Here is a 16,702-nt window from a genome sequence, read left to right as displayed (position 1 = left end):
TTGGCCAAGAGTAAATCCTGTCTTTTTCTTCATGTAACAACAGTAGTCTTTTGATTCAAATTGGTGCGCGATTTCCTTGTCACGTCGCTGAGCGCCGCTAGTTAATGGTGACTTAATGCGTTAATGAAGTCCGCGCCGGGCATTGGCCGGCCGAACAGAAAACCTTGCAAGAAGTTCACGCCGTGAGCGGTCAGATAATCGGCAGGACCGAACGCCTTCCAAAAAGAGTTCAGGTAGAGGCCATGATAGTTGGCCCCCGGCGCGTACGCCGCTCAACGGTCGTTCAGTCGCTCTGCCAGTTTGATAAAGGCCAGCGTCGCGGGTGATGACTGGCGCAGATCGAGCACTGCCAGACCCACCTGGCGTGTGACCGTTGGCGACAGCGGTTTTTTCACGTAGCGACTGTCGCGATCATCGGGCAATGAGCTTTCGGCGACGACCGTCAGCGCGTCGCCTCGGCCAACGGTGTCCAGCGTGCTCAGTAGTTGCGAGCAGCGATAACGGATGTTCGGTGTCAGCCGCGCAGCGCTGAACAGTCGCGACACCAGTTCCGACGAACCGGCCTCGGTCAAGACAAAGGGGTCGTTGCACAAATCGCTCAAGCTAAGGCTGTCGCGGCGGGCCAGCGGATGATCGACGGGCAGCAGCGCGACCATTTGGTCCTCGATCAGCGCAAAGGTGTCGAACCGTTCCTCGGGCAATACCACAAAGCCGATATCGATGCGCCGCTCCTCCAGCCACTGGATCACCTGCCGGTCCGGGCCTTCATCTATATGGACCTCGATGCCCGGGTGAGCCGCGCGGTAGTGCTGCAGGATCAGCGGCAGCAGTTTGATCGATGAGGTCGGGCCGAACGAGCCGATGCGCAACGTGCCGCGTTTCATCCCGCGAGCATCGGCCGCTTCCTGGCGCAGGGTGTTGGCCAGGCCCAGCATCGCCCGGGCGCGCAGCAAAAGCTGTTGGCCGATGTCGCTGAGTTCGACCCGGGACTGATGCCGGCGCAGCAGCTCGACGCCCAATTCCTGTTCCAGCGACTTGAGGGCGTGAGAGACCGCGGATTGGGAAATCCCCAAGCGATTGGCTGCCGCGGTAAAACCGTGAAGCTCGGCGACCAGAGAAAATATCTCCAGTTGGGTCAGTGTCATGAGTGTTTACTCATTTTACGATGAGAAGGTATTAGCCGAATGATACGTCATCTCTCCCGATTTTCTCGTTCTGGAAACCTATGACGACCTGTGAACAAAGCCTGTCCAGCCCTTCGGATGTCCCGGTTTATCTGAAACTGGCCGCCGTCACCATGATCTGGGGCGGCACCTTTGTCGCCGGGCGGTTTCTGGCCGACAGCCTCAGCCCTTTGTTTGCCGCCAGCCTGCGATTCTTGCTGGCCAGCGTTGCGTTGCTGGTGTTTCTGCTACTGGCCCGCGTGCCCCTTGCAAGGCCCAGCCCCAGGCAATGGCTGCAATTGGCGCTGCTGGGGTTCTTTGGGATCTTTTTCTACAACCTGTGCTTCTTTTATGGGCTGCACTACATCAATGCCTCACGGGCGTCATTGATCGTGGCGTTGAACCCGGCCGTGATCGGGCTGGCGTCGTGGCTGTTGTTCAAGGAACGCTTGAGTCGAGCAAAGGTTTTCGGAATCGCGATCTGTATTGCCGGGGCGAGCCTGGTGATCGTCAGCCGCAACCCGCAATTGTTGGCCGGCAACGCCGACGCGTGGATCGGCGATCTGTTGATCTTCGGCTGTGTGCTTGGCTGGGGCGTTTATTCGCTGTTTTCCAAAGATTTGAATCACACCCTGGGGCCGGTGCAAACGGTGACGTACTCGATTCTGTTGGGCACGCTGATGCTGTGGGTGACCAGTGCTGTTCGTGGTGAGTTGAGTGTGGCTGCTCTCGCCAGCCTCGGACCCACGCAATGGTTGAGCCTGATGTACCTGGGCGTATTGGGTTCGGCGCTGGCCTATATTGGCTATTACGACGGCATTCGCAAAATCGGCGCGACGCGCTCAGGTGTGTTCATCGCCCTGAACCCGCTGACGGCGGTGATCCTCGGTGCGCTGCTGTTGGGCGAGCAGTTGACTCTGGCGATGTGCCTGGGAGGAGGGCTGATCCTCGCAGGGATTTTCCTGTGCAACAAACCCCTTGCGCGAGCAGGGAAAAAGGGGATTTGATACAGAAGGCGGACAAACCTATTTACGCTGTGTAGAATCGGGTTACGCATATAAGAATAATCGTCTTCTGGCAGCAGAAGCCTCGCCCGCAAGAGCCTTGGGTCGACAATGAAGAGTTTTGGGTTTCAATTGATCTACGGTGACTTCCTCGCCCGCAGCGTGCGGGGCATCTCCTGCGCGCCACCCGCCGGTCTCAGCATTGCTAGCAACTAACGATCCGTTAATTGACAAGAAAATGATGAGGCGCCAACCATGGCAGATTTATACGAAAACCCAATGGGCCTGATGGGCTTTGAATTCATCGAATTCGCATCGCCGACCCCGAACACGCTGGAGCCGATCTTCAAGATCATGGGCTTCACCAAGGTCGCGACCCACCGGTCCAAAGACGTACACCTGTATCGCCAGGGCCAGATCAACCTGATCCTCAACAACGAACCCCACAGCGTCGCTTCGTACTTCGCGGCCGAGCACGGTCCGTCGGTGTGCGGCATGGCGTTCCGCGTCAAGAATGCCCAGCAGGCGTTTGCCCGGGCCCTGGAACTGGGCGCCCAGCCGATTCATATCGAAACCGGCCCGATGGAACTGAACCTGCCCGCGATCAAGGGCATCGGCGGCGCGCCGCTATACCTGATCGACCGTTTCGGCGAAGGCAGTTCGATCTACGACATCGACTTCGTGTTCATCGAAGGTGTCGACCGCAACCCGGTCGGGGCTGGCCTGAAGATCATCGACCACCTGACCCACAACGTGTACCGCGGTCGCATGGCCTACTGGGCCAACTTCTACGAGAAGCTGTTCAACTTCCGCGAAATCCGTTACTTCGACATCAAGGGCGAATACACCGGCCTGACCTCCAAGGCCATGACCGCGCCGGACGGCATGATCCGCATCCCGTTGAACGAAGAATCGTCCAAGGGTGCCGGGCAGATCGAAGAGTTCCTGATGCAGTTCAACGGCGAGGGCATCCAGCACGTTGCCTTCCTGTCCGATGACCTGATCAAGACCTGGGATCACCTGAAAAGCATCGGCATGCGTTTCATGACCGCGCCGCCGGAAACCTATTACGAAATGCTCGAAGGTCGTTTGCCGAACCACGGTGAGCCGGTTGATCAACTGCAATCGCGCGGCATTCTGCTGGACGGTTCGTCCGAGTCAGGCGACAAGCGTCTGCTGCTGCAGATCTTCTCGGAAACCTTGATGGGCCCGGTGTTCTTCGAATTCATCCAGCGTAAAGGCGACGATGGTTTCGGCGAAGGCAACTTCAAGGCGCTGTTCGAATCCATCGAGCGCGACCAGGTTCGTCGTGGCGTGCTCTCCACCGACTAAGCCATTTCAGATGTAAAAAAAGCCCGGTCAGCAGCAATGCTGACCGGGCTTTTTCGTGCCGGTCCTACATCGATTTTCGTCGATGCCGGACCAGGTGTTTGAACCCTTCGAACACCAGAACAACCACCGCCAACCAGATCGGAATGTAGGTCAGCCACTCACCGGGCTTGATGCTTTCCCCCAGCAGCAATGCGACGCCGAGCAACAGCACCGGCTCGACGTAACTCAACAACCCGAACAGGCTGAACGGCAACAACCGGCTGGCGATGATGTAAACCACCAGCGCCGAAGCACTGATGACGCCGAGCAACGGGATCAGCAGCGACAGCCACGGGTGTTGATCGAATACAGCGAAACCCTGTTCACCGCCTTGTACGAACCAGAACGCCAACGGAATCATCAAGGCCATGTCCATCCACAAACCGCCGAGGTTGTCGGTCGCCAGTCGTTTGCGCAGGATGAAGTAGAGCGGATAACCGATGACGACCAGCAAGGTCGCCCAGGAAAAACCGCCGACCTGATACAGCTCGTTGAGCACGCCGAGGGACGCAAAAAACACGGCAACCTTTTGCAGGTAAGACAGTCGCTCGCCATAGGCGAACCGCCCGGTCAGCACCATGGCCAGTGGCAACAGGAAGTAGCCCAGGGACACGTCGAGGCTATAGCCATTGAGCGGTGCCCACATGAACAACCAAAGTTGCAGGCCAAGCAGCGTCGCGGAAAGGATCAGGCCGGCAAGCAGTTTTGGTTGGCCAACCAGCCGTCGAAACAGGGCGACGACGCGTTTCCATTCACCGGAGACCACCATGAACACGGTCATGCAGGGCAGGGTCAGCAGCATTCGCCAACCGAAAATTTCCACGCCGCTCAAAGGCGTGAGCAACGACGTGTAGTAATACATGACGGCAAACAGCACCGAGGCTGAAACCGATAGAGCGATACCTTTAGACAAACTGTCCTCGCGAAGTTGAACGTGAAACGGGTGCGGAGGATACGTGGTTTTTGTGCTGAATATTGGCCGAGTGATCAATATTCACAACATGGCTTTCTTGTGGGCTAAAGCTTATCTAACTAATGAGCTAAGAACCTGTGGGAGCGAGCCTGCTCGCGAAGAGGCTGGCACATCCAGCATCTTATTTGGATGACCCACCGCTTTCGCGAGCAGGCTCGCTCCCACCTTGATCTGCGCCGAACACAAAATCTGCATCCGCCACGAATCCCCTGTGGGAGCGAGCCTGCTCGCGATCAATCTCAAGCCAGACGCGGTTTGCGCCCCGACACAAAGTGGCTCACATCATTAAACCCCGGTGTCGACGCATGCCCAGGCACCACCAGCGAATCAATGAACGCTTCATCCTCAGGCGTAATCTTCACCGCTTGAGCCTTGGTGTAGGCATCCCATTGTTCTTCGGTCCGCGGCCCTACGATGGCCGAGGTGACGGCGCTGTTGTTCAGCACCCAGGCGATGGCGAATTCGACGATGCCCACGCCGCGACCCTGGGTGTACTGCTGGATCTGCTGAGCAATGCGCAGGGATTCAACGCGCCATTCGGTTTCCAGAATGCGTTTGTCTGCGCGGCCGGCGCGGCTGTTGGCATCCGGCTTCACGTCCGGCGCGTATTTACCGCTGAGCACACCACGCGCCAGCGGACTGTACGGCACCACGCCCAGGCCATAGTTTTGCGCGGCGGTGATCTGCTCGGTTTCCGCCTGACGGTTGACGATGTTGTACAGCGGCTGACTGATCACCGGCCGGTCGACGCCTAGTTGATCAGCGATGCGAATCACTTCAGCGATGCGCCAGCCACGGTAGTTCGACAAACCCCAATAGCGAATCTTGCCCTGGCGGATCAAATCGCCGATGGCTGACACCGTGACCTCCAGCGGCGTGTTGTGGTCTTCGCGGTGCAGGTAATAGATGTCGAGATAGTCAGTGCCCAGACGCGTCAGGCTGGCGTCGATGCCATTGAACAGGTGCTTGCGGCTCAGACCGCTGCGGTTTGGAACGCCGTCCACCGGGCCGAAACCGACCTTGGTCGCCAGCACCCATTCGTGGCGGTTGCCGGCAATCGCTTCGCCGACGATCTCTTCGGAGCGGCCGTTGGTGTAAACGTCTGCGGTGTCGATGAAATTGATGCCCTGGTCCCAGGCCTTGTCGATGATCCGCAGGGAATCTTCGGTGCTGGTCTGTTCGCCGAACATCATGGTGCCCAGGGTCAGGGTGGAAACCTGTAAACCCGAATGACCCAGCGTGCGATAGCTCATGACGAAATCCTTTTACCGGTGGGAGAAAGGCTCAATCAAATACCAGAATGACTGCCCAGAGCAAACGCAAATCTCAAACACCCGGTGCCGATCGTTCCCACGCTCTGCGTGGGAATGCCTCAAGGGACGCTCCGCGTTCCAGCTCTGGAAAGGGACGCAGAGCGTCCCGGGCTGCATTCCCACGCAGAGCGCGGGAACGATCAGTTGCCGGTGATCAGACGCGAAGCGTACGGGTCATGCGCAGCGCCAACAAACTCCCGCAAACAATCACGCCCGCCAGCAGGTAAAGCGCGGCATCGGTCGACCCGGTGCTGTCCTTGACCCAACCCACTAGATACGGACTCAGGAACCCGGCCATCTGCCCCATGGAGTTGATCAGCGCCAAACCACCTGCCGCAGCGCCCGCGCTCAGCAGCGCAGTCGGCACCGGCCAGAACATCGGCAGGCCGGTGAGGGCGCCCATGGTGGCGATGGTCAGGCCGAGGATGGCAATGGCCGGCGTAGTCGCAAAGTTCACAGCGATCAGCAAACCCACCGCGCCCATCAGCATCGGCACCACCAAGTGCCAGCGGCGTTCTTTGCGCAGGTCCGCCGAGCGGCCGACCATCAACATGAACAGTGCCGCCAGCAGGTACGGAATCGCACTGAGCCAGCCGATCACCAGGTTATCGCTGAAGCCCAGGTTCTTGATGATCGACGGTAGCCAGAAGTTGATCGCGTAGACGCCGCTCTGGATGCAGAAATAGATCAGGCCGAAGGCCCAGATCGCCGGGTTCTTGAACACGGCCAGCAGCGAGTCGGTGGTGGTTTTCGGTTTGTTGGCCAGATCGATAGCGTGGTCGGCTTCCAGCACCGAGCGCTCGAACGGCGTGAGCCATTTGGCGTTGGCGTAACTGTCGCTGAGCAGGAAGTAGGCGAGAGCGCCGAGGATCACCGTCGGAATGCCTTGCAGCAGGAACATCCACTGCCAGCCCGCCAAACCTGCCTGGCCTGCGCCAAAGTGATTGAGAATCCAGCCGGAAAACGGGCTGCCGAGCAGGCCGGACACCGGGATTGCCGACATGAACAGCGCCATGATGCGGCCACGGCGGAAGGTCGGAAACCACTGCGAGAGATAAAGCACCACGCCCGGGAAGAACCCGGCTTCAGCCGCACCGGTAAACAGGCGCAAGGTGTAGAACTCGGTCGGGGTGGTGACGAACAGCAGGCAGGTCGAGAGCGAGCCCCAGACGATCATCATCAGCGCGATCCAGCGGCGCGGGCCGAATTTGGTCAGGGCCAGGTTGCTGGGGACGCCGCACAACACGTAGCCGATAAAGAAGATCCCGGCCCCGAGGCCGTACACGGTTTCGCTGAACTTCAGCGCGTCGAGCATCTGCAGCTTGGCAAATCCAACGTTCACCCGGTCGAGGTAGTTGAACAGGTAGCAGATGAAGATGAAGGGGATCAAACGCAGGGTAATGCGCTTGTAGACGGCATTTTTTTCGTCAACGATGGCCTGGGTAGTGGCGGCGCTCTGTGACATGGCGGGCTCTCTCTTTATTATGATTTTTTGCGATGCAAGGGTAACGTTGACCGCCCGGTGAGTCTCGGCCACCGTCTGGGTCATTGTCTTTGTGCCTGAGCACAGGGTTTGCAACCAAGGCCTGTGCGGGTGAACAATCCGCTCCATCACGCTTTCAAGGATCCGCGCTATGTTCGAACTCGATCACGACCTGGCCCAGGACATCGTCGACCGGGCGATGGCCATCCTGCCGTACAACGTCAACGTCATGGACAGCCAGGGCCTGATTCTTGGCAGCGGCGAGCCGGAGCGGGTCAACACCCGGCATGAAGGTGCGCAACTGGTGCTGGCCAACGGGCGAGTCGTGGAGATCGACGCCCAAACGGCGATTCATTTGAAAGGCGTGCAACCGGGTATCAACCTGCCGTTGTTGCTCGATCAGCGCTTGATTGGCGTGCTGGGCATCACCGGTGAACCCGAGCAATTGCGCACCTACGCCGAACTGGTGCGGATGACCGCCGAGATGCTGGTCGCCCAGCGCAATCAGCAGGCCGAACAGCAATGGCGGCGCCAGCGATGCGACGATCTGCTGGCGCTGCTGCTCAGCGAGGCCGGGGATTCGCCGCGGTTGATCGACGAAGCGCAGCAGCTGGGGCTCAAGCCGCAGATGACGCGGGTGCCGTACCTGTTCGAGTTAGGGATGGAACACGGTCCGGGGCAAACTGTCGAGGCGCTCAGCGCCTGGCTGACCTCGCGCTACCCGGACAGTTGGTGCATGAGTTCGGCCAAGTCATCGTTGCTCTGGTGCCGACCGGCGGCGCAGGCGATCGAGAATGATCGGCTGCTGGAAAAACTCGACGGCCTCGGCTGGAACATTCTGCGCATCGCCGTGGGCGGGCAGGCGGATGGATTGTCCGGGCTGCGTCGTTGCTATCGACGCGTGGGCGATTTGCTGGCCTATGGGCGAGAGGTGTTGCCGCATTCCCGTTTGCTGACGCTCAACCGTTATCGGTTGCCGGTGATGCTCTGGCGGCACCGCAACGACGACGCGTTGGACGAGTTGCTCAAACCGCTGCGCAAAGTCATCGCCAAGGATGGCAACGGCCAACTGCTGGCGACCCTGCGCAGCTGGTGCGATCACGATGGTCAGAGCCAGGCTTGCGCCGATGCGCTGGGCATCCATCGCAACAGTTTGCGTTACCGGATGGAGCGGATTGCCGAGCTCAGCGGTGTTGATCCGCTAAAGCTGGACGGGATGCTTGCGCTCTATCTCGGCGTCCAGCTCCTACCCCAGACTGACGCGCCCACAACTCTGTAGGCGCATGGCTTGCCGGCGATGGCGATGGCGAGTCCGAGGACGTCATCGCGAGCTTGCTCGCGATAGCGGACGATCAGCCAACTCGGAGCTAGATTTGAAAACACGGACTTTGTGGAAATGAACAATAAACGCCACACCGGCTTGTGCAGCGGACCGGCGTTATTGTTCTTGCCTGCTGGCAGCATGGAACGCATTGGAACTGGAGAATTCGCATGAAAATCGTCATCGCCCCCGATTCGTTCAAGGACAGCCTGAGTGCCCAGGGTGTGGCTGACGCCATTGCTCTGGGGTTGGCGCAGGTGTGGCCCGATGCGCTCCTGGTCAAATGCCCGATGGCGGACGGCGGGGAGGGGACCGTCGAGTCCATTCTGGCGGCGTGCGAGGGCGAACTGCGCCGCACCCAAGTCCGTGGGCCGCTCGGCGCAACGGTTGAGGCCGCCTGGGGCTGGCTGCCCCAGAGCCACACCGCGATCATCGAAATGGCCGAGGCCAGTGGCTTGCAACTGGTTCCGCCGGGCAAGCGTGATGCCTGCATCAGCAGTACATTCGGCACCGGCGAGTTGATCCGCGCGGCGCTCGATGCCGGGGCGCAACGGGTCATTCTGGCGATTGGCGGCAGCGCCACCAACGACGGCGGGGCGGGTGCGATGCAAGCCTTGGGCGTCAAACTGCTGGACGCCCAGGGGCAAATACTGTCACCGGGCGGCTTGGCCCTCGCGCAACTGGCGCGAATCGACATGAGTGAAATCGATCCGCGTCTGGCCGAGGTGCAATTCGACATCGCCGCCGACGTCAACAATCCACTGTGCGGCCCTCACGGTGCCTCAGCGATTTTCGGCCCGCAAAAAGGCGCGTCGCCCGAGCAAGTCCAGCAACTGGATCGCGCGCTCGGGCACTTTGCCGAACGGTGCGCTCAGGTCCTGAACAAAGATGTACGTGACGAACCGGGTAGCGGTGCGGCAGGCGGTCTCGGGTTTGCCGCCAAAGCGTTTCTGGGGGCGCAGTTCAAGACCGGGGTCGAAGTGGTCGCCGAACTGGTCGGCCTGGAGGGTGCGGTCGAAGGCGCCGACCTGGTGATCACCGGTGAAGGTCGTTTCGACGCTCAGACCCTGCGTGGCAAGACGCCGTTTGGTGTGGCGCGTATTGCTCGGCAGCACGGCGTGCCGGTGATCGTCCTCGCCGGAACACTGGGTGAGGGGTATCAGGCGCTGTACGAACATGGCATCGATGCCGCGTTTGCCTTGGCCAGTGGACCGATGACACTGGAACAGGCGTGTGCCGAGGCACCGCGGTTGTTGCGGGAACGGGCGAGTGATGTTGCGCGGGTTTGGAGAGTGGCCGCTCGCAAAACCTGACGCCCCCACGATTCTGTAGCAGTTGCGTTGTGGCGAGGGGATTTAGCGAAACGTCGCACCGCCCCGTTCGGCGGCGAAGCCGTCGTAATCCATTGGACGGTATGGCTGGAAAAACAGGGGCCGCTTCGCTGCCCAACGGGGCGGTGCGACGTTTCGATAAATCCCCTCGCCACAAGGCAGCTGCTACGTATCGCTCGGGTGTTTCACCGCTGAAACACTCGCAACCTCCTGAAATTTATTTCTCAACGCCCCGCAAAAATCCTCATCTCCGGCCGATACAGCCAATAGGCCCACACAAACCTATTCCAACAGTGGCGCCAAACTGAACGCGCGTGCGCCGCCGCCCGCCATTTCAGCGATCACGCAAGGATGCTCGTAGCCCCATCACCCGAGAATCATCCTATGTCACTGCGTAATCTGAATATCGCGCCTCGAGCTTTCCTGGGTTTTGCCTTCATTGCCTTGCTCGTCATCGTGCTGGGTGTGTTTGCCGTGAACCGCATGACGAGCATCCACCAAGCCTCCATCGACATGGAAACCACGCAGCTGCCCAGCGTCGGGTTTCTCGGCAACCTGACGGAAAACGTACTGCGTCTGCGCATTCTCTCGTTCCGGGTGTTGGTCAATCGTGATCCAGCCGCGTTGCAGGAAGCCCAGACGCGTATCGGCGTGCTGGTCGACAAGGTTCGCAGCGCACAATCGAGTTATGCCGCGTTGTCGGCCTCACCGGAAGAAGCTGCGCTGTACAAGACGTTCACGGCCACGCTGGACAGCTACATGCAAGCCCAGAATCAGATGCTGGAGCTGTCGCGACAGAACAAGCTTGATGAAATGCGCACGCTGATCAACACCCGGATCAAGGAAGGTACGGACCAGATGGGCGAGCAGTTGAACAAACTGGTGGCGCTGAATAGTTCCGATGCGAAAACCGCATCGACCACAGCGGGCGAGCAGTACCGCAGCGCCATTACCGGCATCATCGCCGTGGCGGTCATCGCGGCGCTGATGACCGTGCTGCTGGCCTGGTTGCTGACCCGCAGCATCGTCACACCGCTGAACCGTGCGTTGCTGGCGGCGCAAACCATTGCCGGCGGCAACCTGACTAACGTCATCGAGGTCGACGGCACTGACGAACCGGCCCGCTTGCTCGGTGCCTTGTCCGCGATGCAGGCCAGCCTGCGCAAAACCATCGAACAAATCGCCGGTTCTGCCACCCAGCTGGGTGCCGCCGCTGAAGAACTCAGCACGGTCACCCAGGAAGCGTCCCGCGGTCTGCAACAGCAGACCAACGAGATCGAACAGGCCGCCACCGCGGTCAACGAAATGACCGCCGCCGTGGAAGAAGTGGCACGCAACGCAGTGTCGACATCCGAAGCCTCGAACCAGTCGACCCAGGCCGCCCGCGAAGGTCGTGACCGTGTGGTGGAAACTGTCGGCGCGATCCAGACCATGACCCACGATGTGCAAAACACTTCGGTGATGATCGAAGGCCTGGCCGCTCAGGGGCGCGACATCGGCAAGGTGCTGGACGTGATCCGCGCCATCGCCGAGCAAACCAACCTGCTCGCACTGAACGCCGCCATCGAAGCCGCCCGTGCCGGTGAAGCCGGGCGCGGTTTTGCGGTGGTGGCCGACGAGGTCCGGGCGCTGGCCCACCGCACCGCGCAATCGACCCAGGAAATTGAAAAAATGGTCGCCGGCATCCAGAACGGCACCGGCCAAGCGGTCTCCTCAATGCAACAAAGCAATCAACGCACCCAAAGCACCCTGGAAATGGCCCGCGCCGCGGGTGTGGCGCTGGAGCAGATCACTCAGTCGATCCAATTGATCAACGAGCGCAACCTGGTAATCGCCAGCGCGTCCGAAGAACAGGCCCAGGTGTCCCGCGAGGTCGATCGCAACCTGGTGAACATTCGCGACCTGGCCACCCAGTCCGCCACCGGTGCCAACCAGACCAGCGCCGCGACGCACGAACTGTCGCGCCTGGCCGTGGATTTAAATGCCATGGTGGCGCGTTTCGTGATTTGAAGGCCTAAAGCTGGAGCGACTCAACGCTCCAGCTTTAGTGGAACAGTAGCGGTATAAGCTGGAAGAAATGAAAGAGTGCTGTTAGTTCTACAAGGCTCTCTACAACCGTTTTGTTTTTACATTCCACTCACTCTGATTGGCTGATACCGAGAATTGCGTCCTTCGTTACCGGCGCGGTCGTTCAGCGAATAGAACGCGAAGTGGTCTCCATCGCCTTTCGCACGAATAATGTCCCCTTTGAGTTTGAAAACCGTGTCGGAAGCTGAGTCATGGACGGATATCTGCAGACCATTATTTTCGGTCGCAGCGCCAAAATAGAACGTGATGACGTCGCACGGCCGTTGACCTAAATAACGTGCGATGGTGACTTCCACCTCGTCGTTGTGTGCTGCCAGGTATTCGGGAGTGATGGTGCGATCAATCAAATCCTGTGGAAACAAAGGCAATGGGCCAGGATTACCTAAGTTTGGTGGAGTCCTGTCGACGGTGAAGGTGTTGAGGTGCGACACGTACTCATTTCCTCCTATATCTAACTTATAGTGGACTTCGTATTCGCCCTCCTGCGAAAAAAGCTGGGGTGCAATTTCTGCGGTATAGGGGAACAGGCCGGGGTTGATTGGTGGTTCGAAATAGTATTCTGTGACTGGCAGGGTTTGCCCATTCCAGCCTAACCAGAGTGTCAGAAATGCGGGAGATTCCAGCTCTTGCCAGGTGGGAATGGCCACTTTAAGCGGGTCGAAAAGCAATGCCCTTGGCAGCAGATTATTTTCACTACCTGGAAAATTGGGCAATGCTCCAATAATTTCGGGGCGCGCCAGTTCAAGGACTCCATCATTCAAATTCGACATGTCGATGCTCCATCGTTAGGTGGTTTTCGGCAGGAAACTGCATCGGGAAAACGAAATTCCTGACGTCATTGAGCCGCCCGATAACACCCTCGTCTACTGTCAGATCTGTCAGGTAGACGGCCCACGAGAATGCAGCCACATTAGTGGGTTTTACACCGCGAGCTGCGGGTGATGCCAAATAGCTGGCGCGTTTCGTGATTTGAGATAGGGTTGTGGCTTGGAACCTGCGCGACTGGAGAATTACATGCGCTATTCAGCCTTGACCAAACGAATCGCCGGTGACGGCGCTGCGGCCTGGCAGATTCATGACCGAGCACTGGAATTAATTGAGCAGGGTGTTGATGTGCTGTTGCTATCGATCGGCGATCCCGACTTCGATACGCCGCAGCCCATCGTTCAGGCGTGCATCGATAGCTTGTTGGCCGGTGACACCCACTACCCGTCAGTACGTGGCAGTCGGGGGTTACGCGACAGCATTGCCAACCGCCATCGACGTCGCAGTGGTCAAGCGGTGGAGGCCGATCATGTGATCGTGCTGCCGGGTGCGCAGTGTGCGGTGTATTCGGTCGCGCAGTGCCTGCTCGACCCGGGCGATGAAGTGATCGTCGCCGAGCCGATGTACGTGACCTATGAAGGCGTGTTCGGTGCCTGCGCGGCCAAAGTAGTGCCGGTGGCGGTACGTCCCGAGAACGGCTTTCGGGTCGATCCGGCGGATGTCGCGGCGCTGATCACCCCCAAGACCCGTGCCATTTTGCTCAACAGTCCGAACAATCCTTCCGGCGCCAGTTTGCCGCTGATGGTCTGGCAGGAACTGGCATCGCTGTGTGTTCGTCACGACCTGTGGCTGATCAGCGACGAGGTCTACAGCGATCTGTTGTACGAAGGCGTGCACATCAGCCCGGCGAGCCTGCCGGGCATGGCTGAGCGCACGGCGACCATTAATAGCCTGTCCAAATCCCACGCCATGAGCGGTTGGCGCGTGGGCTGGGTGATCGGGCCGAAACCTTTGGCCGAACACTTGGTGCACCTGTCGTTGTGCATGCTGTTTGGCATTCCGGATTTCATTCAGAACGCTGCGCAATTGGCGCTGGATGAGGACCTGCCGGAAGTGGCGCAGATGCGCGAGGAGTATCGCCAGCGTCGCGACCTGGTGTGCGCGCGTCTGAGGGATTGCCCGGGCATCCGGCCGATCCGGCCTGATGGCGGGATGTTCGTGATGATCGATGTACGCCAGACCGGGTTGTGTGCCCAGGGTTTTGCCGAGCGGCTGCTGGAAGGTTATGGCGTGTCGGTGCTGGCGGGTGAAGCGTTCGGGCCGAGTGCGGCGGGGCATATTCGACTGGGGTTGGTGGTGGATCAGCTGAAGCTGGCGGATGCGTGTCGGCGGATTGCGTTGTGTGCGGCGGACTTGCTGGAAGCGCGTCGGGCCTGAAAGTCTGTATTGCCATTGCCGGCCTCTTCGCGAGCGAGCTCCCACAGGGATCTCTGGCGTTCACAAAACCCTGTGGGAGCGGGCTTGCCCGCGAAGGCTGCCTGACAGGCGCCGAATTTCTTAAGCCTTCCACGCCCCGACATTCACCAGATTCTTCGGCCGCTTACCCGCCAGCGCCGCCAGCAGATTATCCACCGCGCACGTGGCCATCGCCTCCCGCGTTTCATGCGTCGCCGAGCCAATGTGCGGCGTCGCCACCACGTTGTTCAGCTGCAACAGCGGAGAGTCAGTGTCCAGCGGTTCACGCTCGAACACATCCAGCCCCGCAGCGCGAATCTGCCCCTCACCCAAGGCCCGGATCAGTGCTGCCTCGTCCACCACCTTGCCCCGTGAAATGTTGATGAAGATGGTTTCTGGGCGCATCAGAGCGAATTGCTCTGCGCCGATCAGCCCTTCGGTTTCAGCGGTCAGCGGCAAAGTCAGACAAACGAAATCCGCCTGCTGCAACAGCTCCGGCAAGCTGCGGTATTGCGCATTGAACCGCTGCTCCACCGCCGGTTTCGGCGAGTGGCTGTGGTAAATCACCGGCATGCCAAACCCGAAATGCCCACGCTGGGCCAGCGCCTCACCGATCCGTCCCATGCCAATGATGCCCAGGGTTTTACCGTGTACATCGGTACCGAACTGCGCGGGACCGATATTGCGCTTCCACTGACCGGCGCGAACCATGTTCGCCAGTTCCACCACGCGCCGGGCGGTCGCCAGGATCAGCGCGAAACCGGTATCGGCCGTGGTTTCGGTGAGCACGTCCGGGGTGTTGCTGAGCAGGATCCGTCGTTCGGTCAAGTAGTCGATGTCGTAGTTGTCGACCCCCACGGAGACGCTGGCGATGGCTTCCAGATCAGGTGCCAGATCCAATAATCCGGCATCCAGTTTCAGGCTCGCACCGAGCAACCCATGGGCGCGGGGCAGGGCCTCGCGCAGCGCTGCCAAGCCGTCGGCATTGAGGTTGTCGATCAGCGTCACCTCGGTCTGCTCGTGCAGGCGAGCCATCAGCAGCGGCGAGAGTTTCTTGTACAGCACAACCTGCTTTTTCATCGTCATCATCTCAACTTCAATTCAGGAATGAGCGGCCGTAGACCGTTGCACAGCGGCCTTGACCACGACCCGGTCACTGGCGCCGGGCTTGAGGAAAATTGTCAGAACCACCGAGAGCATCAACGCGCCGCTCATCAACAGATAAGAAGCACCCGGCGAGCCGGTGGAGCTGTTCAGGTAACCGACCAGATACGAACCACCAAACGAACCGAGCGCGCCCATGCTGTTGATCAGCGCCATGGCACCCCCGGCCACGTTGGCTGGAAGGATTTCCGGAATGATTGCGAAGAACGGACCGTAAGGCGCGTACATGCAGGCGCCAGCGATCACCAGCAGGGTGTAGGACCACCAGAAGTGTTCAGCGCCCAAGGCGTAGGAGCCATAGAAAGCAATCGAGGCGATCAGCAGCGGCGGCCAGACGAAGCGTTTGCGCTTCTGCATTTTGTCCGAGCCCCAGGACACCAGCAGCATGCCAATCACCGCCGCCAGATACGGCAGCGCCGAGAGCCAGCCGGCTTCGATCATGTCCATTTGCGCGCCAGCCTTGAGGATCGACGGCAGCCACAACACGAAGCCATAGACGCCGATGCTCCAGCAGAAAAACTGCAAGGCCAGGATGATCACCTTGGGCGAACGGAAGGCTTCGGCGTAGTTCTTCACCGCTTTGATGCCCACCTGTTCGGCGGCCAGGGCGCTTTGCAGATCGTGCTTTTCCTGGTCGCTCAGCCACTTGGCCTGGGCGGGACGGTCATCGGCCAGACGCCACCAGATAAACGCCCAGAGCACCGCCGGCAAACCTTCGATGATGAACATCCAGCGCCAGCTGTAATGCTGCACCAAATACCCCGAGACCACCGACATCCAGAGCATGGTCACCGGGTTGCCGAGGATCAGGAAAGTGTTGGCGCGCGAGCGTTCGGCACGGGTGAACCAGTGGCACAGATAGATCAGCATCGCCGGCATCACTGCCGCTTCGACCACCCCGAGCATGAAGCGAATCACGATCAACCAATAGGCGTTGGAGACGATCCCGGTCAACGTGGCCAGGCCACCCCAGAAAATCAGGCTGACGAAAATCAGCTTCTTGACGCTGTGCTTCTGGGCGTAGATCGCGCCCGGCACCTGGAAGAAGAAGTAGCCAAGGAAGAACAGTGCGCCGAGCATCGACGACAGGCCCGGTGTGATCATCAGGTCGGCGGCCATCCCGGAGGCGGCGGCGAACCCGTAGTTGGCGCGGTCCAGGTACGCCAGGCTGTAGGTGATGAATACGATCGGCATGATGTACCACCAGCGGCGGGCGGCGAGTGTTGCGGTTTTCATAGTGGTGCTCCTGAGCTTGTTGTTTTTGTCGCAGC

General features: G+C 59.7%; 13 protein-coding genes and 1 pseudogene. 7 read left to right on the top strand and 7 right to left on the bottom strand.

All coding sequences use genetic code 11. The features are described from left to right. Positions 1 to 272: 272 nt before the first annotated feature. Entirely contained in the window at positions 273 to 1,145 is an 873-nt protein-coding gene (locus KW848_RS29170; RefSeq protein ID WP_218538878.1) for a LysR family transcriptional regulator, read from the bottom strand. An 80-nt stretch (positions 1,146 to 1,225) separates the two neighbouring features. On the opposite strand from KW848_RS29170, the gene KW848_RS29165 reads away from it, so the two are divergent. Further along, positions 1,226 to 2,170 carry a DMT family transporter gene (locus KW848_RS29165; RefSeq protein ID WP_218538877.1) on the top strand — a complete coding sequence of 315 codons (945 nt, stop codon included), beginning with the start codon at positions 1,226 to 1,228 and terminating at the stop codon, positions 2,168 to 2,170. Between the two features lie 252 nt (positions 2,171 to 2,422). Next, positions 2,423 to 3,499: a 4-hydroxyphenylpyruvate dioxygenase gene (gene hppD, locus KW848_RS29160; protein WP_111450107.1), complete on the top strand. Its 1,077-nt coding sequence runs from the start codon at positions 2,423 to 2,425 to the stop codon at positions 3,497 to 3,499. Positions 3,500 to 3,563: 64 nt separating this feature from the next. On the opposite strand, the gene rarD is transcribed toward hppD, so the two are convergent. From rarD to KW848_RS29145, 3 genes are all read right to left on the bottom strand, one after another. Beyond that, positions 3,564 to 4,451 (bottom strand): EamA family transporter RarD, encoded by an 888-nt coding sequence (gene rarD / locus KW848_RS29155; RefSeq protein ID WP_218538876.1) that lies wholly within the window; start codon positions 4,449 to 4,451, stop codon positions 3,564 to 3,566. A gap of 299 nt (positions 4,452 to 4,750) precedes the next feature. Then, positions 4,751 to 5,764, bottom strand: a complete 1,014-nt coding sequence (locus KW848_RS29150) for an aldo/keto reductase (protein WP_218538875.1) — start codon at positions 5,762 to 5,764, stop codon at positions 4,751 to 4,753. A gap of 214 nt (positions 5,765 to 5,978) precedes the next feature. After that, positions 5,979 to 7,289, bottom strand: a complete 1,311-nt coding sequence (locus KW848_RS29145) for an MFS transporter (protein WP_218538874.1) — start codon at positions 7,287 to 7,289, stop codon at positions 5,979 to 5,981. Between the two features lie 169 nt (positions 7,290 to 7,458). Here KW848_RS29145 and KW848_RS29140 point away from each other — a divergent pair, with 169 nt between their 5' ends. From KW848_RS29140 to KW848_RS32570, 4 genes and pseudogenes are all read left to right on the top strand, one after another. Further along, the gene (locus KW848_RS29140) at positions 7,459 to 8,586 is read left to right on the top strand and encodes a sugar diacid recognition domain-containing protein (protein ID WP_218538873.1); all 1,128 of its coding nucleotides are present in this window, start codon (positions 7,459 to 7,461) and stop codon (positions 8,584 to 8,586) included. Positions 8,587 to 8,798: 212 nt separating this feature from the next. Next, entirely contained in the window at positions 8,799 to 9,941 is a 1,143-nt protein-coding gene (locus KW848_RS29135) for a glycerate kinase (protein WP_218538872.1), read from the top strand. A gap of 369 nt (positions 9,942 to 10,310) precedes the next feature. Next, positions 10,311 to 11,111, top strand: a pseudogene (locus KW848_RS32575) (MCP four helix bundle domain-containing protein); the annotation flags it as partial. Further along, positions 11,106 to 11,969, top strand: coding sequence for a methyl-accepting chemotaxis protein (locus tag KW848_RS32570; RefSeq protein WP_375154742.1), 864 nt, complete (start codon positions 11,106 to 11,108; stop codon positions 11,967 to 11,969). The pseudogene KW848_RS32575 and the gene KW848_RS32570, both read left to right, overlap by 6 nt. A 116-nt stretch (positions 11,970 to 12,085) precedes the next feature. On the opposite strand, the gene KW848_RS29125 is transcribed toward KW848_RS32570, so the two are convergent. Then, positions 12,086 to 12,817 carry a hypothetical protein gene (locus KW848_RS29125; protein WP_218538870.1) on the bottom strand — a complete coding sequence of 244 codons (732 nt, stop codon included), beginning with the start codon at positions 12,815 to 12,817 and terminating at the stop codon, positions 12,086 to 12,088. Between the two features lie 244 nt (positions 12,818 to 13,061). Here KW848_RS29125 and KW848_RS29120 point away from each other — a divergent pair, with 244 nt between their 5' ends. Beyond that, positions 13,062 to 14,249, top strand: a complete 1,188-nt coding sequence (locus tag KW848_RS29120) for a pyridoxal phosphate-dependent aminotransferase (protein WP_218538869.1) — start codon at positions 13,062 to 13,064, stop codon at positions 14,247 to 14,249. 120 nt (positions 14,250 to 14,369) lie between these two features. Here KW848_RS29120 and KW848_RS29115 read toward each other — a convergent pair whose 3' ends face one another. Together KW848_RS29115 and KW848_RS29110 are read right to left on the bottom strand one after the other, a co-directional pair. Next, a complete protein-coding gene (locus tag KW848_RS29115; RefSeq protein ID WP_218538868.1) occupies positions 14,370 to 15,347 on the bottom strand; it encodes an NAD(P)-dependent oxidoreductase in 978 nt (325 codons plus the stop codon). A gap of 21 nt (positions 15,348 to 15,368) precedes the next feature. Then, positions 15,369 to 16,667, bottom strand: coding sequence for an MFS transporter (locus KW848_RS29110; RefSeq protein ID WP_218538867.1), 1,299 nt, complete (start codon positions 16,665 to 16,667; stop codon positions 15,369 to 15,371). Positions 16,668 to 16,702 lie beyond the last annotated feature (35 nt).

Source organism: Pseudomonas sp. PDM25, from assembly GCF_019219045.1.
Classification (GTDB): Bacteria; Pseudomonadota; Gammaproteobacteria; order Pseudomonadales; family Pseudomonadaceae; genus Aquipseudomonas.
Note: the sequence above shows the minus strand (reverse complement) of the source record. Positions and strands in the feature narration are given on the sequence as shown.